General features: G+C 65.9%; 17 protein-coding genes. 13 read left to right on the forward strand and 4 right to left on the reverse strand.

The features are described from left to right. Positions 1-37: 37 nt before the first annotated feature. The 7 genes from E1N52_RS24775 to E1N52_RS24805 all read left to right on the forward strand — a co-directional run bounded on the left by E1N52_RS24775 (position 38) and on the right by E1N52_RS24805 (position 8629). Positions 38-943: an IclR family transcriptional regulator gene (locus E1N52_RS24775; protein WP_133185360.1), complete on the forward strand. Its 906-nt coding sequence runs from the start codon at positions 38-40 to the stop codon at positions 941-943. Positions 944-1061: 118 nt separating this feature from the next. Next, positions 1062-2483 (forward strand): DUF3108 domain-containing protein, encoded by a 1422-nt coding sequence (locus E1N52_RS24780; protein WP_133185361.1) that lies wholly within the window; start codon positions 1062-1064, stop codon positions 2481-2483. 420 nt (positions 2484-2903) lie between these two features. Beyond that, a complete protein-coding gene (gene pcaD / locus E1N52_RS24785; protein WP_133185362.1) occupies positions 2904-3692 on the forward strand; it encodes a 3-oxoadipate enol-lactonase in 789 nt (262 codons plus the stop codon). Positions 3693-3867: 175 nt separating this feature from the next. Then, positions 3868-4125, forward strand: a complete 258-nt coding sequence (locus E1N52_RS24790; RefSeq protein WP_042265636.1) for a BTH_I0359 family protein — start codon at positions 3868-3870, stop codon at positions 4123-4125. A gap of 202 nt (positions 4126-4327) precedes the next feature. Continuing rightward, complete coding sequence (locus E1N52_RS24795; protein WP_133185363.1) at positions 4328-5398, forward strand: homocysteine S-methyltransferase family protein; 1071 nt, start codon at positions 4328-4330, stop codon at positions 5396-5398. Beyond that, positions 5391-8177 carry a methionine synthase gene (gene metH, locus E1N52_RS24800; protein ID WP_425468131.1) on the forward strand — a complete coding sequence of 929 codons (2787 nt, stop codon included), beginning with the start codon at positions 5391-5393 and terminating at the stop codon, positions 8175-8177. Before E1N52_RS24795 ends, metH begins: the two co-directional genes overlap by 8 nt. 248 nt (positions 8178-8425) lie before the next feature. After that, positions 8426-8629 (forward strand): acid-shock protein, encoded by a 204-nt coding sequence (locus E1N52_RS24805; RefSeq protein WP_133185365.1) that lies wholly within the window; start codon positions 8426-8428, stop codon positions 8627-8629. A gap of 180 nt (positions 8630-8809) precedes the next feature. Here E1N52_RS24805 and E1N52_RS24810 read toward each other — a convergent pair whose 3' ends face one another. After that, positions 8810-9136 carry a DUF1840 domain-containing protein gene (locus E1N52_RS24810; RefSeq protein ID WP_069265127.1) on the reverse strand — a complete coding sequence of 109 codons (327 nt, stop codon included), beginning with the start codon at positions 9134-9136 and terminating at the stop codon, positions 8810-8812. A gap of 354 nt (positions 9137-9490) precedes the next feature. On the opposite strand from E1N52_RS24810, the gene argS reads away from it, so the two are divergent. From argS to E1N52_RS24840, 6 genes are all read left to right on the forward strand, one after another. Further along, positions 9491-11275: an arginine--tRNA ligase gene (gene argS, locus E1N52_RS24815; RefSeq protein ID WP_133185366.1), complete on the forward strand. Its 1785-nt coding sequence runs from the start codon at positions 9491-9493 to the stop codon at positions 11273-11275. 79 nt (positions 11276-11354) lie between these two features. After that, positions 11355-12200, forward strand: coding sequence for an SPOR domain-containing protein (locus E1N52_RS24820; protein ID WP_133185368.1), 846 nt, complete (start codon positions 11355-11357; stop codon positions 12198-12200). 214 nt (positions 12201-12414) lie between these two features. Beyond that, on the forward strand, positions 12415-13068 hold the full coding sequence (locus tag E1N52_RS24825) for a thiol:disulfide interchange protein DsbA/DsbL (protein ID WP_133185370.1): 654 nt from the start codon (positions 12415-12417) through the stop codon (positions 13066-13068). 11 nt (positions 13069-13079) lie between these two features. After that, positions 13080-13856 carry an SDR family oxidoreductase gene (locus E1N52_RS24830; RefSeq protein ID WP_133185372.1) on the forward strand — a complete coding sequence of 259 codons (777 nt, stop codon included), beginning with the start codon at positions 13080-13082 and terminating at the stop codon, positions 13854-13856. 178 nt (positions 13857-14034) lie between these two features. Continuing rightward, complete coding sequence (locus E1N52_RS24835; RefSeq protein ID WP_133185374.1) at positions 14035-15657, forward strand: ABC transporter substrate-binding protein; 1623 nt, start codon at positions 14035-14037, stop codon at positions 15655-15657. A 243-nt stretch (positions 15658-15900) separates the two neighbouring features. Then, entirely contained in the window at positions 15901-16206 is a 306-nt protein-coding gene (locus E1N52_RS24840; RefSeq protein ID WP_133185376.1) for a hypothetical protein, read from the forward strand. An 80-nt stretch (positions 16207-16286) separates the two neighbouring features. Here the strand turns inward: E1N52_RS24840 and E1N52_RS24845 are convergent, their stop codons facing one another. The 3 genes from E1N52_RS24845 to E1N52_RS24855 all read right to left on the reverse strand — a co-directional run bounded on the left by E1N52_RS24845 (position 16287) and on the right by E1N52_RS24855 (position 21158). After that, entirely contained in the window at positions 16287-17297 is a 1011-nt protein-coding gene (locus tag E1N52_RS24845; RefSeq protein ID WP_133185377.1) for a sulfate ABC transporter substrate-binding protein, read from the reverse strand. Between the two features lie 157 nt (positions 17298-17454). Continuing rightward, positions 17455-18234, reverse strand: a complete 780-nt coding sequence (gene fabI, locus E1N52_RS24850; protein ID WP_133185379.1) for an enoyl-ACP reductase FabI — start codon at positions 18232-18234, stop codon at positions 17455-17457. 140 nt (positions 18235-18374) lie between these two features. Next, positions 18375-21158: a DUF3141 domain-containing protein gene (locus tag E1N52_RS24855; RefSeq protein WP_342777888.1), complete on the reverse strand. Its 2784-nt coding sequence runs from the start codon at positions 21156-21158 to the stop codon at positions 18375-18377. Positions 21159-21284: the final 126 nt, after the last annotated feature.

Raw genomic sequence — 21284 nt, forward strand, 5'->3', positions numbered from 1 at the left:
CCCCAGTCGCCGTACGTTTGAACACCACAACGCATCCATGCCGCCAACCGTCCGATCCGCCTCGCCGCGCGCGAGCGCCACAGACGCCACGAACGCCGAAGATCTCGCCGACACCCTCGACACCGCTGACGCCCCGGAAGGCGCCGAAGCCGGCGAAGAAAAACTGCGCTCCGGCATCCAGTCGATCGAAGTAGGTTTTCGCCTGCTCGAAGTGCTCACGAACGAACCGCGCGCGATGATGCTGCGCGACCTCGCGCAGCGCGCCGGCATGAGCCCCGCGAAGGCGCACCGCTATCTCGTGAGCTTCATGCGCCTCGGCGTGGTCGCGCAGGACCCGCTCTCGGGGCGCTACGAACTGGGCGGCTTCGCGCTGCAGCTTGGACTCGCGCGCCTCGCGCGCGTGGACGGCGTCAAGCTCGCGCGCCTCGCGCTCACCGAATTGCGCGACGCGCTCGACATCACCGTGGGCATCGCCGTGTGGGGCAACCAGGGGCCGACCGTCGTGCACTGGCTTGAGTCGAGCCACCCTGCGAAAGCGTCGCTCAAGCTCGGCGACGTGATGCCGATGCTCAGCTCCGCCACGGGCCTGCTGTTCGCCGCCTACCTGCCGCGCAGCAAGACGGCCCCGATGATCGAGCGCGAACTCGCGGGCGCGCAGCACTACTCGTACGGCTCCACGCCGCGTACGGCAGAGGCGCTCGAAGGCGCGCTCGCGGAAGTGCGCGAGCACGGTGCGGCCCGCGTGGAAGGCATGTTGCTGCCGACCATCCACGCGTTCTGCACGCCGGTGTTCGACGCGAGCGGCGAACTCGCGCTCGGGCTCATCGCGCTCGGTCACGAAGGCGCATTCGATATCGCCTGGAACGGCGCCGTGGACAGCGCGCTGCGAGCGTGCGCCGAGAAACTGTCGTACGAATTGGGGTACAGTCCAACGCCGCGCTGAGGGCTGTATGCCAGGGCGGGCATCCATGTGACCCCGCTCGCGCGCGTCTGCGTTTCTGCAAGCACCCGGCGGGTTGTGTCACATTAACGTACGACCGATACCGACCCACGAACCGCCGATGTCCACGCCAGCCGCCCCGCGCGAGGCCCGCCGCCTCGACACCGACTCACGCCCACCGCAGCGCATGCGCGCGTGGCGCTGGGTCGGCGTGTTCGTCGCGGTGACGGCGCTCCATTGGCTCGCGGCCGAATGGTTCGAGCGGCATCATGGCGCGCCGCCGCCTGTCGCGCACGTGCGCGTGCCGGTGCAAGTGGCGCTCCTCAAGCCCGAGCGCATCGAGCGCGAGGCAAAGCCCGCAGGCCCCGCGGCGGCGCCCGCGCATGCCGCGCCCAAACCGGCGCCGAAGCCCGCCGAGCCGCATACGCTGCACGCGGTGACGCCGCCCAAACCGCACCCCAAAGCGCCGGCTTCTCCGCCAGATACGCAGGCGGCATCCGCACCCGCAGCCGCATCGCAAGCCATCGCGAGCGCCGCCGGCGCCAGCGGGACGGCAAGCACGGCGCCGGGCAACGGCAAGCAGCCTTCGGCGCAAGCGACACAGGCCTCGCATGGACTGAAGTTTTCGGTGCCCCCATCGGGCGAACTGCAGTACGACACGTTCTATAACGGCGTACGCAATCAGCCCGGCACGATCCACTGGTCAAGCGATGGACAACGCTACGAGATGGTCGTGCGTGTGCCCCTGCCCTTCGTCGGCGAATTCAGCTGGACGAGCAAGGGCCGCGTGGACGCCTTCGGCCTCGCGCCGGATCAGTACATCGAAAAGCGCGGCCATCGTCCTTCGGACGTGACGATCTTCAACCGCACCGACAAGCAGATCGTCTTCACGCGCACGCCCAACTCGCTCGCGCTGCCCGATGCTGCGCAGGATCGCTTCAGCATGGTGATGCAGCTCGCGAGCCTCGTGCGCGGCGACCCCGATGCGTACAAGCCGGGGGTCACGCGCGAGTTCTATGTCGCGGATAACGACAGCGGCGAGACCTGGCCCATCACCACGATCGGCGACGAAACCGTGAGCACGGATCATGGCTACGTCACCGCGCGCCACTTCATGCGTCTGCCGCGCCGCGAAGGCGACAAGCGGCGCATCGACGTGTGGCTCGCGCAGTCGCTCGGCTGGTTGCCCGTGCGCCTCGTGCAAACCGAACCCAATGGCAACCAGTTCGAGCTGGTGTGGCGTGGCGCGCTCACGGTGCCGGCCGCATCGAATGCGCCCGCGCCGGCACCCGACTCCGCAGCGGCGCCGACCGCCCCGACGCCCAGCGCCGCATCCGACACAACATCGGCACAATCCGCAATGCAGGAAGCTGCGCCAGCTTCTGCGCCAGCTGCATCACAAGCGCAACCGCAAGCGTCTGCGCAGCCGGCGCCACCCGCCAATTTGCAGACAGAAACGCCGGCAGTATCACCGCCGCAACCGTCCACTGACGACGCGCAACCGTCACAAGCTTCGCCGGGCCCGGCGCCCGAGCATCCCTGAGCGCGCAAGCGCACGCACCGCTCGCACCGAACGGCCCGCTTCGCAACACAAATTCGCGAAATAGCGCATACTGGAATCGAGCCATGCGTCAAGGATCGCAAGGCATCGCGCGCATCACGAAGGGCCAAAGAACAAGCAGACGAAACACGGCAGAACGACGCCGCGCGCAAACGACGGACCAGCGAACGGACCAACAAACGGACCAGCACGAACAAACCGAAACAACGCTGCAAACGACGGACAAAATCGGCGCGACACAATAAACGGCGCAGCAAACAGGGACGCGACACACAAGCTAACGAACATCGCATCGCGCATCGTCCGCGCGCTCCAGGCGCGCGGATTGCTCCACCAGCATCGCGTGCATGCAGTACCTCGCAAACGGCTTGACTCCCAGCCTGGAAGGCGAAGGAGGAACCCATGCAAGTGACTGTCAACGGCATCGATACGCACTATGTCTTCGACGACAGGAGCGGTGGGCCCGCGCTGGCGTTCATTCACCAACTGGGCGGCGACCTTCGCGTGTGGGACACGCTCGCCGGACATTTCCGCCATCGCCACAGCGTGCTGCGCTATGACGTGCGCGGCCACGGCGGAAGCGCCGTCGCGAGCGAGCCCTTCGGCTTCCCAGATCTCGCTGCCGACCTCGATGCGCTTTTCGACGCAACTGGCATCGAGCATGCGCATCTCGTGGGCATGTCGATGGGCGGCATGATCGCGCAGCAGTTCGCGCTCGATTACCCTGAACGCGTGACGACGCTCACGCTTTGCGACACGGCTAGCCATACGCCGATAGAAGCGCGCGAAGCATGGAACGAACGCGCCGCCACGGTCCGCGAAGACGGTCTCGGGGCACTCGTCGACGCGACGATGGCACGCTGGTTCACCGCCGATTTCCGGCACGCGCATGCGCCGACCGTCGAGCGGATTTGTGACGTTTTATTACGGACCCCTTCAGAAGGCTATGCGATGGCCTGCGAAGCACTACGCGATTTCGACGTGCACAAAAGGCTCGCGCAACTGCGCGTGCCGACGCTCGCAGTCGCGGGCCGCCACGACAGCGGCACGCCGATGGCCGTGACGCAGGCCCTTGCAAGAGCGATAGAAGGGTCGCATTTCGTGGTGCTCGATGCCGCGCATCTGGCCCCGGTAGAGGAGTCGCACCGTTTTACCGCTTTGCTAGAAACGTTTCTCAAGCAGTTGGTCTAAGTAGTTCGAAGTAAAAGCATCATGGCAGTGGCAGCAGACGCAGTTGAGAAGTGAAGTAAAAAAGGGAGAGCAGTCCACATAAGAGGTGATGCGGGACCCACCCCTTGAATTCCAGAACGAACGCTCCATGTATTGACCGAGAAGGTCAGGGAGCACAGGAAAAAGGAGTGTCGCCATGCAAATGATCTACAACAGTCCCAACTATTGCGTCGTCGAGTTCCCACCGCAGGACGGCCACAGCGCCATGCGCGCAGGCGGCTACGAGATCGTCGACAAAAATGCGCGCCGCGAGATCTTCATCGACGGCGCGATGGCGGCACGTTTTCGCGAAGACGTGCAAAAGCTGATGGACGAAGACCAGTCGCTCGACGAAGTCGACGAATTCCTCGGACAGTTTGACAGCCTCATGCAGCAACCCGTCGTGCTTCACTGACGCTAGCGCACCCCGCGGCACTCAACGCGCAGCGTCCTTCACACGAAACCCCGTCCGGCTTGCCTGGCGGGGTTTTCTTTTGGCCGTCCCGCACGCGCCACAGCGGTTGCCGGCACGCGACGCCGCCCGCAGCGGCCCGATGCCGCAGCGGCTACAATGTGGGGTTTCCCAGTTCAACCGGCACCACGCCCGCCCGCGATCCATGAACCAGCCCGCAGCCCTTGCCTCGCGCCCCGCCGGGGACGCCAAATACACGCGCGGCGCAGCGCTTCCCGCGCTGCTCGCCTCGCGTATCGTGATCCTCGACGGCGCGATGGGCACGATGATCCAGCGCTACAAGCTCGACGAAGCCGCCTACCGCGGTGAACGCTTCAAAGACTACCCGCGCGATATCAAGGGCAACAACGAACTGCTCTCGCTTACGCAGCCGCAGATCATCAGCGAGATTCACGAGCAGTATCTCGCGGCGGGCGCGGACATCATCGAGACCAACACGTTCGGCGCGACCACGGTGGCCCAGGACGACTACGGCATGGGCGAACTCGCCATCGAGATGAACGTCGAGTCGGCGAAGCTCGCGCGCGCCGCGTGCGAAAAGTACTCGACGCAGGACAAGCCGCGCTTCGCCGCGGGCGCAATCGGGCCGACGCCGAAAACGGCGAGCATCTCGCCCGACGTGAACGATCCGGGCGCGCGCAACGTGACGTTCGAAGAACTGCGCAATGCGTACTACGAGCAGGCGAAGGCGCTCATGGACGGCGGCTGCGACCTCTTCCTCGTCGAGACGATCTTCGACACGCTCAATGCCAAGGCCGCGCTGTTTGCGCTCGACCAGCTCTTCGAAGACACGGGCGAGAATCTGCCGATCATGATCTCGGGCACCGTCACCGACGCCTCGGGCCGCATTCTCTCGGGCCAGACTGTCGAAGCGTTCTGGAATTCGCTGCGCCACGCGAAGCCGCTCACGTTCGGTCTGAACTGCGCGCTCGGCGCGGCGCTCATGCGCCCGTACATCGCCGAGCTTGCGAAGCTCTGCGACACGTACGTCTCGTGCTATCCGAACGCGGGCCTGCCCAATCCGATGAGCGACACGGGCTTCGACGAAACGCCCGCCGATACTTCGGCACTGCTCAAGGAATTCGCGAGCGCCGGTCTCGTGAACGTGGCGGGCGGCTGCTGCGGCACGACGCCCGAGCACATCGCGGCCATTGCCAAAGCGCTCGCCGAGATCAAGCCGCGCCGCTGGCCCGGCCAGTATCGCGACGCTGCCTGAAGACAAGTTCGATCGCCGCTTCCGAGTCCCGCTCCAACAACATACGATCCGGTCCCACGCCATGACTGACCATACCCTGCGCCTTTCCGGCCTCGAACCCTTCAACGTGACCGAAGGCACGCTGTTCATCAACGTGGGCGAACGCACCAACGTGACCGGCTCGAAGGCATTCGCGCGGATGATTCTCAACGGGCAGTTCGACGAGGCGCTCGCGGTTGCGCGCCAGCAGGTCGAAAACGGCGCGCAGGTCATCGACGTCAACATGGACGAAGCCATGCTCGACTCGAAAGCGGCGATGGTGCGCTTCATGAATCTCATCGCCTCCGAGCCCGACATCGCGCGCGTGCCGATCATGATCGACTCGTCGAAGTGGGACGTGATCGAGGCGGGTCTGCAGTGCGTGCAGGGCAAGGCCATCGTCAACTCGATCTCGCTCAAGGAAGGCAAGGAGCAGTTCGTGCATCACGCGAAGCTGATTCGCCGCTATGGCGCGGCAAGCGTGGTGATGGCGTTCGACGAGCAGGGCCAGGCCGACACGTTCGCGCGCAAGACCGAGATCTGCAAGCGCTCCTACGACATCCTCGTGAACGAAGTGGGCTTCCCGCCCGAGGACATCATCTTCGACCCGAACATCTTCGCGGTGGCCACGGGCATCGAGGAGCACAACAACTACGCGGTGGACTTCATCAACGCCACGCGCTGGATCAAGCAGAACCTGCCCTACGCGAAGATCAGCGGCGGCGTGTCGAACGTGTCGTTCTCGTTCCGCGGCAACGACCCGGTGCGCGAGGCAATCCACACCGTGTTCCTCTACCACGCCATTCAGGCCGGCATGGACATGGGCATCGTGAACGCGGGCCAGCTCGGCGTGTACGCGGACCTCGACGCCGAGCTGCGCGAGCGCGTGGAAGACGTGGTGCTCAACCGCCGCGCCGACGGCACCGACCGTCTGCTCGAAATCGCCGACAAGTTCAAGACCGGCGCCGCGAAGAAGGAAGAGAACCTCGAGTGGCGCAACCAGCCTGTCGAAAAGCGTCTTGCGCATGCACTCGTGCACGGCATCACGAACTTCATTGTCGAGGACACCGAAGAAGCGCGCGAGAAGATCATGGGCGGCGGCGGCCGCCCGATCAACGTGATCGAAGGCCCGCTCATGGACGGCATGAACATCGTCGGCGACCTGTTCGGCCAGGGCAAGATGTTCCTGCCGCAGGTGGTGAAGTCGGCGCGCGTCATGAAGCAGGCCGTGGCGCACCTCATCCCGTTCATCGAGGAAGAAAAGCGTCTGCTCGCCGAATCGGGCGCCGACGTGCGCGCGAAGGGCAAGATCGTCATCGCGACCGTGAAGGGCGACGTGCACGACATCGGCAAGAACATCGTGTCGGTGGTGCTCCAGTGCAATAACTTCGAAGTGGTCAACATGGGCGTGATGGTCCCGTGCAACGAGATCCTCGCGAAGGCCAAGGTCGAAGGCGCGGATATCGTCGGCCTCTCGGGGCTGATTACGCCGTCGCTCGAGGAAATGGCTTACGTTGCGAGCGAAATGCAGCGTGACGACTACTTCCGCATCAAGAAGATTCCGTTGCTGATCGGCGGCGCGACCACCTCGCGCGTGCATACGGCCGTGAAGATCGCGCCGCACTACGAAGGTCCGGTCGTGTACGTGCCGGACGCGTCGCGTTCGGTATCCGTGGCGTCGAGCCTGCTGTCGGACGAAGGCGCGGCGAAGTACCTCGACGAACTCAAGGCCGACTACGAGCGCATTCGCGACCAGCACGCCAACCGGAAGGCCACGCCGCTCGTCACGCTCGAAGAAGCGCGCGCGAACAAGACGAAGATCGACTGGGCGAATTTCCAGCCCGTGAAGCCGAAGTTCATCGGCCGCCGTGTGTTCAAGAACTTCGACTTGAACGAACTCGCGAATTACATCGACTGGGGTCCGTTCTTCCAGACGTGGGATCTCGCCGGTCCCTATCCGCAGATCCTCAACGACGAGATCGTGGGCGAGTCGGCGCGCCGCGTGTTTTCCGACGCGAAGTCGATGCTTTCGCGACTGATTCAGGGCCGCTGGCTGCAGGCCAACGGCGTGATCGCGCTGCTGCCCGCGAACACGGTGAACGACGACGACATCGAGATCTATACCGACGATTCGCGCAGCGAAGTCGCGCTCACGTGGCGCAACCTGCGCCAGCAGTCGGTGCGTCCGGTGGTGGACGGCGTGATGCGTCCGAACCGCTCGCTTGCCGACTTCATCGCGCCGAAGGACTCGGGCGTGGCCGACTACATCGGCATGTTCGCGGTGACGGCCGGCATTGGCGTGGACGTGAAGGAAGCGCAGTTCGAGAAGGACCACGACGACTACAGCGCGATCATGCTCAAGGCGCTCGCGGACCGCTTCGCGGAAGCGTTCGCCGAAGCGCTGCACGCACGCGTGCGCCGCGACCTGTGGGGCTATGCGGCGAGCGAAACGCTCGACAACGACGCGCTGATCGCCGAAAAGTACGCAGGCATTCGCCCGGCTCCCGGCTACCCGGCCTGCCCGGATCACCTCGTGAAGCGCGACATGTTCGACTTCCTGCATGCGGGCGAAATCGGCATGAGCGTGACGGAATCGCTCGCCATGCTGCCGGCCGCCAGCGTTTCGGGCTTCTATCTCGCGCACCCGGACAGCACGTATTTCTCGGTGGGCAAGATCGGCCAGGACCAGCTCGCCGACTATGCGCAGCGTATGTCGCTCTCCGACGAAGACGCCCGCCGCGCGCTCGCGCCGCAGCTCTAAGCCGTACGGCGCGCCGCCCTGCGCGGCGCGCGTTTTCTCATCGCGCTATCCCTTGTTGTCACCGCCCGACATACGCCATCCGGCAAGGTGAAGATTACGCGCGCGCGATTTTTCGGCTTTGTAAGATGGCCCGGCAAGACCCGGTAACACCTGCATGACACCCGGCCACATGCGGCAACGCCGCGCCGGCTCGCTCATCAGCAAATCCTTAAAACGCAAAATCGAAGCAACCTCGACGGAGAAATCGTATGAAGAAGCTGATGTTGATGTTGACCGCCTTTGGCGTCGCGGCGCTTGCGCAGCCGTCGTTCGCCCAGCCGGCCACGCCGGAGCAGGCAAGCCCGGCGACGTCGTATTCGGCGCCCACCGAAAAGCACGTGAAGAAGCCGAAGAAAAAGAAGGCGATGAAGTCGGAGGCTTCCGCTGCCGAGCCGGCGGCCGCCAGCCAGTAAGGTGCGCCGACGGTGTACAAAAGCAAAGAGCCCGCGACATTGCGGGCTCTTTGCTTTTGGAACATCGAATCGGGCGAGGCAGCCGGAGCGGCCCTCACAGGCCAGGCGCTGCGCGCGAGGGAGACAGCACAACCGCGCGCTCGCTGCCCAGTCACGTCAGAAGGACGTCAAGCACGGACCTCAAATGCCCCACAAAACGTCGTTGTCTTCCTTCTTCGCCGCGCGCAGCATATCGAGGAAAGGAAAGGCGCGTTGCGCGAGGCCGACCGGCAGTTCGTGATGCACGTGGTCATCCTCACCTTCGTGAAAGTGGCCTTCCTGTTCGTGGCGCTCTTTCTTGTCCGTGGCGATGGCCGCTTCGAGCTTGGTGATGGCGGTATCGAGTTCGTCGTGGGTGATCACGCCGCGCGGGCCGAGCCGCTTGCCGATGATGCCGAGAAGGTACTGTGCGAGGTTCTCCAGCATCGTGACGTCAGGCGCCGCGTGACATTTAAAAGTAACCAGCATGTCTGTTCCCTTTATGATTTTTTGGATCTGCGCGTGACGTTCCGGCCTGCGAAGCCAGACGGGCCAAGGCGACCCATGTCGCGCTACCTCATTTCACATATTAGCACCTGCTAAAATCCGTCAGGACGGAATTACCCGCAGGGCGCGGCGCCCGGACGTTCTGGCGTCTGGCACGCCGCCACGCCGCCTGCCGCAACGAGGCCCGCCGCGCATTGGCGCATGGCAATTGGCCCGCCGCGAGGCTGGCGCGCCCTCACCCGTATCAGGCGGTCAGCGCCGGCAAGCCAGGGGCCATGCATGCCCCTGGAGGCCCCGGCCCCGCATCCCATTACCCGCACAGGACTTGCAACCAGCATGCTGCCCGCACAGAAACACACCCTGGAGACCCTGCTCGCGCAAGCCGTAGCCCAGGTGGCGAAGGCCACCGAAGGCGCGAGCGAAGCCGCATTCGTCGTGCCCGCGATCACGCTCGAGCGCCCCAAGGTCGCCGCCCACGGCGACGTTGCCTGCAACGTCGCGATGCAGCTCGCCAAGCCCATGCGCGCGAACCCGCGCCAGCTCGCCCAGCAGATCGTCGACGCCGTGCTCGCCCAGCCCGAAGCCGCAGGCCTCGTCGAGGCGGCCGAAGTGGCCGGCCCCGGCTTCATCAACCTGCGCCTCTCCGCGAACGCGAAGCGCGCCGTGATCGGCGCCGTGTTCGAGCAGGGCGAGGCATTCGGCCGCTCGCGGCGCGAAGCCGGCAAGCGCGTGCTCGTCGAGTTCGTCTCGGCCAACCCCACGGGTCCGCTGCACGTAGGCCACGGCCGCCAGGCCGCGCTCGGCGACGCCATCTCGAACGTGCTCGCCTCGCAGGGCTATGACGTGCACCGCGAGTTCTACTACAACGACGCGGGCGTGCAGATCGGCAACCTCGCCGTCTCCACCCAGGCGCGCGCACGCGGCTTCAAGCCCGGCGACGCCGAATGGCCGGAGGCGGCCTACAACGGCGAATACATCGCCGACATCGCGCGCGACTACCTCGCGGGCGAAACCGTCGCGGCCAAGGACGGCGAGCCCGTCACGGGCGAGAAGGATCCCGAGAACCTCGAAGCGATCCGCCGCTTTGCCGTGGCCTATCTGCGCCACGAGCAGGATCTCGACCTGCAGGCGTTCGGCGTGAAGTTCGACCGCTACTACCTCGAGTCGTCGCTGTACACGGAAGGCCGCGTCGAGAAGACCGTCGAGGCGCTGATCGCTTCGGGGCAGACGTACGAGCAGGAAGGCGCGCTGTGGCTCAAGACCACCGACTACGGCGACGACAAGGACCGCGTGATGCGCAAGTCCGACGGCACCTACACCTACTTCCTGCCCGACGTGGCCTACCACGTCACCAAGTGGGAGCGCGGCTTCACGAAGGTCATCAACATTCAGGGCTCCGACCACCACGGCACCATCGCGCGCGTGCGCGCGGGCCTGCAGGCGCTCGGCATCGGCATTCCGAAGGGCTATCCCGACTACGTGCTGCACAAGATGGTCACGGTGATGCGCGACGGTCAGGAGGTGAAGATCTCCAAGCGCGCGGGCAGCTACGTGACGGTGCGCGACCTGATCGAATGGTCGGGCGGTGCGAACCCGGGCAGCGAAGTCTCGCCCGACCTGCTCGACGAAGCGACGATCCGCCGCGGCCGCGACGCCGTGCGCTTTTTCCTCATCTCGCGCAAGGCCGACACCGAATTCGTGTTCGACATCGACCTCGCGCTGAAGGAAAACGACGAAAACCCGGTGTACTACGTGCAGTACGCCCATGCGCGCATCTCGTCGATTCTCGGCGACTGGCAGGGCAAGTTCGGCGGCGATCTGGCCGCGCTGCCCAAGGTCGATCTCGCGCCGCTTTCCAGCGAGCGCGCGCTCGCGCTCATCGCGAAACTCGGCGAATTCCCCGACATGCTCACGCATGCCGCGAGCGAACTCGCGCCGCACGCGGTGGCGTTCTACCTGCGCGAACTCGCCGCTGAGTTTCACTCGTTCTACAATGCCGAACGCGTTCTCGTCGATGACGCCGCCGAACGCGACGCCCGCGTCGCCCTTCTCGCGGCCACGCGCCGGGTGCTCGCGAACGGCCTGGCCGTGATCGGCGTGTCCGCGCCGGAGCGCATGTAACGAGACGCGCGAGACCCGCGCGCAGCAACTTGTATGGGGCCGCCGCCTCGCGCGGACGGCCATTCCAGGATTCTCTTGTTTGCAGGTGATTCAGACGATGGCAAAACCGCGCCGCACTACAAAACAGCAGTCGAAGCAGTCCGGGGGAACCTTTCTCGGCATCGTGCTGGGCCTGATCGTCGGCCTTGCGATCGCGGTGGTGGTGGCGTTGTACATCACGCGCGCGCCCACGCCGTTTGTCTCGAAGGTCGCGCCGCCGGCCGCTTCCGACGTCAGCCAGAACAACGAGCAGGTCGACCCGAACCGCGCGCTGCAGGGCAAGTCGCCGGGCCAGCCGGTGCCGCAGGCCGCGCAAAGCACGCCGCCCAACACGGCGCCGGGCCAGACCACGAACCAGTCGCAGTCCTCGGGCATGCTCGAAGAGCCGCAGATCGTGGAAGTGCCGCCCTCGGGCTCGAACAGCAACGCCGCCAATAACAACGGCGTGGCCGTCGCGCCGCAACCGTCGACGGGTGAAAACGTCACGAGCGGGACGGCGATCGCGAAGAAGCCGCAGTCGGCCAGCAACTCGACGAGCAACCCGGCACAGATCCTCGCGAACAACCAGCAGCAGAAGCCCGCCAACGCGGTGCCGACGCCCCCGGGCGCCAAGCCCGGCAGCGCCACGCCAGCACCGGGCGACGCCAACACCGGCTACTTCCTGCAGGTGGGCGCGTACAAGACGTCGGGCGACGCCGAGCAGCAGCGTGCGCGCCTCGCGTTCCAGGGGTTCGAGTCGAAGGTCACCCAGCGCGACGCCGGCGGTGTGACGTACTATCGCGTGCGCATCGGTCCGTTCACGAAGTTCGACGATATGAACTCGACGCGCCAGCGCCTGTCCGATGCCGGTATCGATACCGCCGTCATCCGCTTCACGAAGCAGTAATCGCAGTCCGCGCCGCGCACCGCGCGCCCGCCCACCGAAGCCGCAGCAGAGCGGCATTCGTGTGAGGCCGGGCCGCGGCGCGCGGCGCGGGCCCATCAACAGGCAACACCCTCGCAGCATCCGCACGCGCCAGCTTCGCGCCCGATTCGCGCCGACGGCGTCTTGCGGCAGACAACCGGCCGCCGCCGGTCCAAGAACAGTGGATTCCTACGCCATGAAACGACTTCTCGGTACGCTTTTTCTTTCGCTTTCGCTGATCGCCGGTGTGGCCCACGCCTCGGCCGACGCTCCCGTGGCCGGCAAGGACTATACGGTCCTGAAGTCGCCCCAGGCGCTCGACGTGCCCGCGGGCAAGATCGAAGTGATCGAGTTCTTCTGGTACGGCTGCCCGCACTGCAATGCGTTCGACCCGTATCTCGAAGCGTGGATCAAGAAGCAGGGCCCGGATGTCGTGTTCAAGCGCGTGCCGGTGGCTTTCCGCGATGATTTCATCCCGCACTCGAAGATGTACTACGCGCTCGACGCACTCGGCCTCGCCCAGAAGCTGACGCCGGTCGTGTTCCACGAAATCCACGTGAACAAGAACTACCTGCTCACGCCGGAAGACCAGGCGAAGTTCCTCGCTACGCAAGGCGTGGATGCGAAGAAGTACATGGAAGCGTACAACTCGTTCTCGACGCAGAGCGCGCTGCAGCGCGACAAGGCCCTGCTCGACGCGTACAAGATCGACGGCGTGCCGACCATCGCCATCCAGGGCAAGTACGAAACCGGCCCGGCCATGGTCCAGGGTCCGGAAGACAAGGCGCTGCCGGGCACGACCCAGGTGATGGACTTCATCATCTCGCAGATCCGCGCGAAGAAGATGTGAGGAACAGCGCCATGCAAGACGCGCCACTGAAGGTCTTCATCACCGGCGCGTCGAGCGGCATTGGCGCCGCGCTTGCCGCCGAATACGCGCGGCAGGGCGCCGTCCTCGGGCTCGTCGCGCGCCGCGGCGAAGCCCTTGCCGGCTTCCGGCAGTCCCACCCCGATCACCCCATCTCCATCTATCCCGCCGACGTGCGCGACGCCGATGCGCTCGCCGCCGCCGCGCGCGACTTCATCGCGCAGCACGGCATGCCCGACATCGTGATCGCCAATGCGGGCGTAAGCCGCGGCGTGCTGACGGGCGAAGGCGATCTCGCCACGTTCCGCGACGTGATGGACACCAATTACTTCGGCATGGTCGCCACCTTCGAGCCGTTCGCATCGGCGATGGCGCAGGCGAGGCGAGGCACGCTCGTGGGCATCGCGAGCGTGGCCGGCGTGCGCGGGCTGCCGGGCTCGGGCGCCTACAGCGCCTCGAAGGCCGCGGCGCTCGCCTATCTCGAAGCGCTGCGCGTCGAAATGCGGCCGTTCGGCGTGCCCGTGGTCACCATCGCGCCAGGCTACATCCGCACGCCGATGACGGCGAAGAACCCCTACCGCATGCCCTTCCTGATGGACGCGGACCAGTTCGCCATGAAGACCGCGCAAGCGATCGCGCGCGGCACGTCGTTCGCGGTGTTCCCCTGGCCGATGCGCGTGGCCGCCACGATGCTGCGCGCGTTGCCACGCTGGGTCTACGACCGCGTGTTCGAAAAGGCGCCGCGCAAGCCGCGCGCGGCGAGCCACTGAGCCGCTTCGGCTTGCCGCACGGCGCCCCCATGCCATATGGGTATGTCGATTAAATTGTTGTCTCGGCAATTTCCCTTCGATAAGCTTGGCTCGTCCGGGCGCCCTTCCGAGCCTTCTCGCCTCTCCTGAATCGAACAAAACGGGGCGCCGCCCGCCACCGAAGAACCACGGAGATCCCATGCGCTTCACCTCGCCCTCCGCGCGCACGCTCGTGCCTGCTTTCGTGCTCGCGGCCGCGCTTGGCGCCGCGTTCGCGGCCACGCCCGCGCTCGCCAAACCGCTGACGGTCTGCACCGAGTCGAGCCCCGATGGCTTCGACGTCGTGCAGTTCAACTCGCTCGTCACGACCAACGCGTCCGCCGACGTCATCTTCAATTCGCTCGTGGCGTATGACGAAGCGCAGAAGAAGGTCGTGCCCGCGCTCGCGGACAAGTGGGACGTGAGCGCCGACGGCCTGACCTACACGTTCCATTTGCGGCCCAACGTGGCGTTCCAGACGACCGAGTGGTTCAAGCCCACGCGCACGCTCAACGCCGACGACGTGGTCTTCACGTTCGACCGCATGCTCGATGCAAACAGTCCGTGGCACAAGGTGGCTGGCGCGAGCGGCTTCCCGCACGCGCAGTCGATGGGCCTCGTGAAGCTCGTCAAGGCGGTCACGAAGGTCGACGACAACACGGTGAAGTTCGAGCTCAACGAGCCGAACGCCACGTTCCTCTCGATCCTCACGATGGGCTTCGCGTCGATCTATTCCTCCGAGTACGCCGACCAGTTGCTCAAGGCCGGCAAGCAGGTCGACCTCAACGCGAAGCCGGTGGGCACGGGCCCGTTCGTGCTCAAGAGCTACACGAAGGACGCGGTGATCCGCTACGACGTGAACCCGACCTACTGGGGGCCGAAGCCGAAGGTGGACCGCCTGATCTACGCGATCACGCCCGACGCCGCCGTGCGCGCACAGAAGGTGAAGGCCGGCGAATGCCAGATCGCGCTGTCGCCCAAGCCCCAGGATGTGGCCGCGGCGAAGGACGACAAGTCGCTCAAGGTGGCGGAAACGCCCGCGTTCATGACGGCGTTCGTCGCGCTCAACACGCAAAAGAAGCCGCTCGACAACCAGAAGGTGCGCCAGGCGCTGAACATGGCGTTCGACCGCACGACGTACCTGAAGGCGATTTTCGACAACACCGCCACGCCCGCGACGAACCCCTGGCCGCCCATCACCTGGGGCTACGACAAGTCGATCCAGCCGTATCCGTATGACCCGGCGAAGGCGAAGCAACTGCTCGCCGACGCGGGCTTCCCCAACGGCTTCGCGACGACGATCTGGGTGCGTCCGAACGGCAGCGTGCTGAACCCGAATCCGCGCGCGGGCGCGGAGCTTCTGCAGGCCGATTTCGCGAAGATCGGCGTGAAGGCCGAGATCAAGGTGATCGAGTGGGGCGAGCTGATCAAGCAGGCGAAGCAAGGCCAGCACGACACGCTCTTCATGGGCTGGGCCGGCGACAACGGCGACCCCGACAACTATCTCTCGCCGCTCTTTAGCTGCAATGCGGTGCAGTCGGGGATCAACTTCGCGCGCTTTTGCGATCCGCAGCTCGACAAGCTGATCGCCGACGGCAAGGCCACCGCCGACCAGGCCAAGCGCGTGAAGCTCTATGAAGCCGCCCAGCAGATCATCCACGACCAGGCGCTGTGGATTCCGCTTGGCTACCCGACCGCCGCCGCCATCACGCGCACGAACGTGAGCGGTTATCAGGTGAGCCCGTTCGGACGCCAGAACTTCGCAAGCGTCGCGGTGCAGTAACGGCAGGCGCCGCGCCGGGCGTTCGCGCCCGGCGCGGCGTTTACAGATCTGCCCCGACGATCACGAATTGAAACACGCCCGCCTGCGCCAAACATGCGGGAAGCCCGCCACAGGCGGGCGAGCGCCCTTTCCGCCCATTACCGCCCGTAAAATTCGCGCGCAGTTTGTTGCAGTTTGGTAACTCAAGCCGGCGAGCGCCTGGCTACATTGAAGCCATCGAATCTTCAACCGAAGGGGCTCAAAATGAAAACCAAACTCTTTGCCGCGCTGGGTGCTGGAGCGCTCGTCCTGGCCGCCTCGCAAACCGCGATGGCCGGTGTGGTAGTCGGCCTGAACGTCGGCGTGCCCGCTCCGGTTTATGTTGCACCCGCACCCGTGTATGTCGCGCCGCAGCCTGTTTATGTCGCGCCGCGTCCGGTCTACGTCGCGCCGCCCGTGCGCGTGGCCTACGCGCCGGCTGTCGTGATCGGCTGGCACGGCGACCGCTACTGGGACGGCCACCGCTGGTACGGCCGCAACGAATGGCATGGCCGTCGCGGCTGGTACTAAACCCGTAGCCTGAAAAGCAAAGCGCCTCGCAAATTGCGAGGCGCTTTTGTTTTACGCGCTGTCGTTGCGTGCCGCCCGAATTACTTGCGGTCCGCGACGATCTGATCGAACGTGCCGCCATCGGCGAAATGCGTCGCCTGCGCGTTTTGCCAGCTGCCGAACACCTGCTCGACCGTGAAGGTCTTGATCGGCTTGAACTCGTTTGCGTGCTTCGCGAGCACCGCGGCATCGCGCGGACGCAGATGATGCTGCGCGATGATCTCCTGCGCGGCGGGCGAATACAGATAGTCGAGATACGCCTGCGCGCTCTTGCGCGTGCCGCGTTTGTCCACGACCTTGTCGACGATCGTCACCGGCGGTTCCGCCAGCAGGCTCACCGAGGGATAGACCGCTTCGAAGTCCTTCGCACCGACGCCCGTATCGATGAGCGCCACTTCGTTTTCGAAGGTCACGAGCACGTCGCCGATGTCGCGCTGCGTGAAGGTCGTCGTCGCGCCCCGGCCGCCCGCGTCCAGCACCGGCACGTTCTTCAGGAGCGCGCGCTCGAAGTCGAGCGCCTGCGCGTCGCTCGCGCCCTGCTGCTTGCGGTAGCCCCATGCGGCCAGATACGCGTAGCGTCCATTGCCTGAAGTCTTCGGATTGGCGATCACGACCTGCACGCCAGGCTTGGCGAGATCGTCCCAGTCCTTGATGTGTTTGGGGTTGCCCTTGCGCACGAGGAACACCATCGTCGTCGTGTAGGGCGCGCTCGCGTTCGGCAAGCGCGTGCGCCAGTTGGCGGGCACGAGATGACCCTGCTGCGCGAGCAGGTCGATGTCGTTGGGCTGGTTCATCGTCACGACGTCGGCTTGCAGGCCTTGCAGCACCGAGAGCGCCTGCGCGCTCGACGCGCCGTGCGACTGCTTGATCGACAGGGTCTCGCCGGTCTTCTTCTGATAGTCGGCGATGAAGCTCGCGTTGATGTCCTTGTACAGCTCGCGCGTCACGTCGTAGGAGACGTTCAGCAGCGACGTTTCTGCGTGCGCCGCCGCTGCACTCAATGCGATGATGCCCGCGCCAAGCCAGCGCGCCGTGCGTCCCAACCCTGCCATGGTGATCCCTGTCTGTCGTTGAAAGGCGTTTCGGCCTGCCTGAATGATTTTCGTAAGCAGGCCGAACGCTCGATTCTAGCGAGCCGGGGCGCACTGCTTATACCGATGCGAGCTTTGCTTTGCGGCATTCGTGCTAAGCGCGATTTGCGCCATGCGGTTACGCCATGATGTGCGCACCGCCATCGATATACACGGTGTTGCCGCTCATGCGGCGGGCGTAGCGCGTGGCGAGATACGCGGTTGCGTAGCCCACGTCCATGATGTCGACGAGTTCGCCGAGCGGCGCGCGCTCCACGGCCTCGGCGAGCATGCGGTCGAAGTCGGGCAGCCCCGAGGCCGCGCGCGTCTTGAGCGGCCCAGGCGAGATCGCATGCACGCGGATGCCGATCGGCCCCAGTTCGTACGCGAGATAACGGCACGACGCTTCGAGCGCGGCTTTCACCGGGCCCATCAGGTTGTAACTGGGCACGACGCGGTTCGCGCCGTCGTAGCTCATTGCGAAGAGCGTGCCGCCGTGCGGCATCAGCGGCACGGCGCGCTTCGCCATGCGGATGAACGAGTGGCACGACACGTCCATCGCATACGCAAAGCCCTGCGCCGACGAATCGAGCAGGCCGCCCTGCAGATCCTCTTTCGGCGCATAGGCGATGGAGTGCAGCACGATGTCGAGCGATCCCCACGTTTCGCGCACGGCATCGAACACGGCGTCGAGCTGGCCGTCTTCCTCGACGTTCAACGGCAGCAGCAATTGCGCGCCCAGTTCGTTGGCGAGCGGCTCGACGTAGGGCTTGGCCTTGTCGTTGAGATAGGTGATGGCGAGTTGCGCACCGAGATCGGCAAACGCGCGGGCGCAGCCGTAAGCGATCGAATCGGCGTTCGCCACACCGGTGACGAGCGCGCGCATGCCGGCAAGCGGCCGTTCGGGAGGAGTATGCATGGCTGACCTCGCAGTGGAAGACGGCCGGTGATGGCCGCGGATGCAGTTGCCGATCTGGCTGCCGATGTGTCGACCTCAAAGCGACGCGCCGCATCGGTTGGGATGCGGCGCGTCTGGGGGTGACACGGGAACGGGCTTCTTTACTCGCTCGCGCTACGCGTCGCGCGGCGGCGCGTGGCCGTCGTGCCCGCAGCCCGCGTGGAGGTGGGCGTCGATGCCGCGCGCGAGCGGCGCGCCGCCGTTTTGACGGCAGCCGGCGCCTTCTTCGCTTCGGCCGGTTCCGCGCTCTTCACCTTCGCGCCGGCGCGCGCTGCACGCATGGGTTTTGCGGGCGCTGCGTGCTCGCTCGCAGCGGCAGCCTTCGCGCGGGAGGACTTCGCGGGAGCCGCCGGGGCTTCGGGTTCCGCGGCTTGTGCGGCTTCGGCGGCTTCGGCGGCTTCGGCGGCTTCGGCGGCGGAGGATGCCTTGACGCCCTGTTCCGAGCCGCCGTCGCCAGCCGTGCCGCCGCCGGCGCCCGAAACTCCGCCGCCTTCCGACGACGACCCGCCGCCATCGAGCGGCGGCAGTCCCGTCTTCTCGCTGCCCGGCTCGACGCCCAGCGCGCGCTGTACGTGGCGATAGCGCTCGCGACGCTCGCCTTCGAGCGGCGCGGACACGGTCGCGATGCGGTACACGGCCGCGAGCAGCGCGCGGCGCGTCTTCATGTCGGGCACGATCTCGGGCAACGCGTCGATCGCGGCCTGCGGATCGAGCTGCACGATCGCGCCCTGGCGGCGCGCCGATTCCTTCAGCTCGGCGATGCTCGGCTGGCGATCGCCGAGATACTCGCGCGCGAGTTCGCGCATGCGCTGGAACGGCCGGTACTGCACGGTATGCATTTCATCGACGATGTAAGCGGCGATGCGCATGAACGCGTCGACGAGCGTGCCCTTCGCGAGATGCGCGCGCGCCGCGCGCAGGCGGTACTGCGCAAGCTCCTTGCGCAGCGCCATGAGCGGCGGCGCGATGGGCTCGAGCGGCTGGTTGGGCGCCACGCCCACACAGGCCTGCACCCACGGCGCGGTGTACACGTTGTAGAAGGTGCTCTCGACCCACGCGTCGCGCGCGTCGCGATACGCGTCCAGCGTCGCCTCGATGGTCGCCGACGCCTGCTTTTCGAGCAGCGTGAACGGATTGTCGGGCGCGGCCGGTTTGCGATGCGCGCGCACCGCTTCCGCCATGGCGGGCAGCACGCCGAGCGTAGGATTCGCGTCGCTCATCACACTGCGCTCCACGCGCGACGGATGCGACTCGCGCAGCGCATGCGCGCTGAACGCATTGCTCGACGCACGCACGAACGGCGAGACGAACAGGTCATACAGGCGCTGGTTGTTCTCCGCGAGACGTCGCACCACCTCGAAAGGCTGCTCGTCGTCGCGGCCGTCGTCGAGCGCGAGGATGTCTTCGATGGTGCGCAGCTCGAAGCGGATCTCGTAGCGCCCTTCGAGCGCTTCGAGGCGGCCTGCTTCCGGCGTCGAGTCGGTGATCTTCGCTTCGTAGAGGCCCGGCGGCAGCACGTCGATCAGGTCGAGCGCCGAGAATAGTTCGGTGTGCTCCTTATTGGCCACGCTCGCCGAAACGAAGATGCCGAGGTGCCCCACCTTGTCGTGCAGGCAGTACACGATCACCTGCTCGTTGGCGACGATCTCGTCGACGCTCGCGTAGAGGTCGGGAATCCAGTTGAGCGCCTGCTGCGGCGGCGTAATGTTGTCGCCCCAGGAGGCGAGCACGATGATCGGCGTGCGGATGTTGCGCAGATCCACCGGCGAGCGCGCGTTCTTCGCGAACACCTCGTTGCGCGTGAGGTGGTTGCCCACGAAGAGGTTCTGCACGATCCAGTCGATCTCGGCGCGGTTCAGCTGGAAATGGCCGCCCCACCAGCGCTCGAATTCGAGGAAGCGCTCGCGCTCGGAATCGACCCTCGAATAGAGGTTGTAGAGCTTGCCCCAGTACGTGTTGGCCGGATTGAGGTACTCGAAGTTCTGCACGAGATACGCGCCGTCGAAGCGGCCGTCGCCCAGGTCCGATGCGAGCGAGGACATCCACGAGCCGCCCAGCATGCCGCCCGAATAGCGCATGGGGTTCTTGCCGCGCACGCCGGCCCAGTACGACAGCGGCGAGCCCGCGAGCATGAGCGGGCCGACCAGCGCGGGCGCGGAGGCCGCGAGCAGCGCCGCGGCCCAGCCGCCCTGACAATTGCCGATGATGAACGGCAGGCCGTCCGCGTCGGGATGCAGCTCGCGCACGCGTTGAATGAAAACGGCTTCAGCCTGTGCGACGGACTGGATGGTCTGCGTTTCGCAGGGCAGCGGGAAGAACGTGACGAAGTAGCACGGGTGCCCCTTGCGCAGCGCGATGCCCACTTCGCTGTCCATCTTGAAGCCGGCAATGCCGGGACCGTGGCCCGCGCGCGGATCGATCACGACGAAGGGGCGCATGCGCGGGTCGGTCGGCACGCCCTCTTCGGGCTTGATGCGCAGGAGTGCGTAGTTGCAGGGATCGTCGAGTTCGCGGCCATCGACGATCACTTCGTAGTCGAACGCGAGCACCGGTGGCATGCCCGCCTGCTCGTGCACGTAAGTCTGGTTGCCGCGCTCGCGCAGCACGTCGAGGAACAGCACGCTGCGCTGCCACGCGTCGTAGAGGTAGTCGTAGAGCGGCTGTGCAGCCACAGGAGCGGCCTGCGCCGATTCGATTGCCCGGTTCACGGCCGAGGACACGGCGGAAGCCGCGTCGGTCAGCGGCGTCTGGGGCGATGACTCCTCGTCGGTTGCGCCCGCGAGGGGCCAGAAAGGCGCAAAGGGCCAGAAAGACGTGCCCGATGCGAGCGTGGGCAGAAACGAAAACGGCGACGAAACGAGCGGCGAGGAGGTGGGAACTGCCACGAGACGAATCTCCTTTAAGGGAGCGCCTGCTCGCCTCGCGGCAAGCAAGCGCCAGGCCGGCGCGGGCCGTGGACGCGCGCCTCTACGATGAATGGCGCGCGGGGCCTGGCCGCTGCCCCTGCTCTG

It is taken from the genome of Paraburkholderia guartelaensis, from assembly GCF_004353905.1.
Taxonomy (GTDB): domain Bacteria; phylum Pseudomonadota; class Gammaproteobacteria; order Burkholderiales; family Burkholderiaceae; genus Paraburkholderia; species Paraburkholderia guartelaensis.

Bases quoted from the DNA above. Each gene is read 5' to 3' on its own strand.
- E1N52_RS24845 (WP_133185377.1), bottom strand. From the start codon at position 17,297: ATGGCAGGGTTGGGACGCACGGCGCGCTGGCTTGGCGCGGGCATCATC.
- E1N52_RS24790 (WP_042265636.1), top strand. From the start codon at position 3,868: ATGCAAATGATCTACAACAGTCCCAACTATTGCGTCGTCGAGTTCCCA.
- E1N52_RS24840 (WP_133185376.1), top strand. From the start codon at position 15,901: ATGAAAACCAAACTCTTTGCCGCGCTGGGTGCTGGAGCGCTCGTCCTG.
- E1N52_RS24810 (WP_069265127.1), bottom strand. From the start codon at position 9,136: ATGCTGGTTACTTTTAAATGTCACGCGGCGCCTGACGTCACGATGCTG.
- E1N52_RS24825 (WP_133185370.1), top strand. From the start codon at position 12,415: ATGAAACGACTTCTCGGTACGCTTTTTCTTTCGCTTTCGCTGATCGCC.
- argS (WP_133185366.1), top strand. From the start codon at position 9,491: ATGCTGCCCGCACAGAAACACACCCTGGAGACCCTGCTCGCGCAAGCC.
- E1N52_RS24805 (WP_133185365.1), top strand. From the start codon at position 8,426: ATGAAGAAGCTGATGTTGATGTTGACCGCCTTTGGCGTCGCGGCGCTT.
- fabI (WP_133185379.1), bottom strand. From the start codon at position 18,234: ATGCATACTCCTCCCGAACGGCCGCTTGCCGGCATGCGCGCGCTCGTC.
- E1N52_RS24780 (WP_133185361.1), top strand. From the start codon at position 1,062: ATGTCCACGCCAGCCGCCCCGCGCGAGGCCCGCCGCCTCGACACCGAC.
- E1N52_RS24775 (WP_133185360.1), top strand. From the start codon at position 38: ATGCCGCCAACCGTCCGATCCGCCTCGCCGCGCGCGAGCGCCACAGAC.
- E1N52_RS24795 (WP_133185363.1), top strand. From the start codon at position 4,328: ATGAACCAGCCCGCAGCCCTTGCCTCGCGCCCCGCCGGGGACGCCAAA.
- E1N52_RS24830 (WP_133185372.1), top strand. From the start codon at position 13,080: ATGCAAGACGCGCCACTGAAGGTCTTCATCACCGGCGCGTCGAGCGGC.
- pcaD (WP_133185362.1), top strand. From the start codon at position 2,904: ATGCAAGTGACTGTCAACGGCATCGATACGCACTATGTCTTCGACGAC.
- E1N52_RS24835 (WP_133185374.1), top strand. From the start codon at position 14,035: ATGCGCTTCACCTCGCCCTCCGCGCGCACGCTCGTGCCTGCTTTCGTG.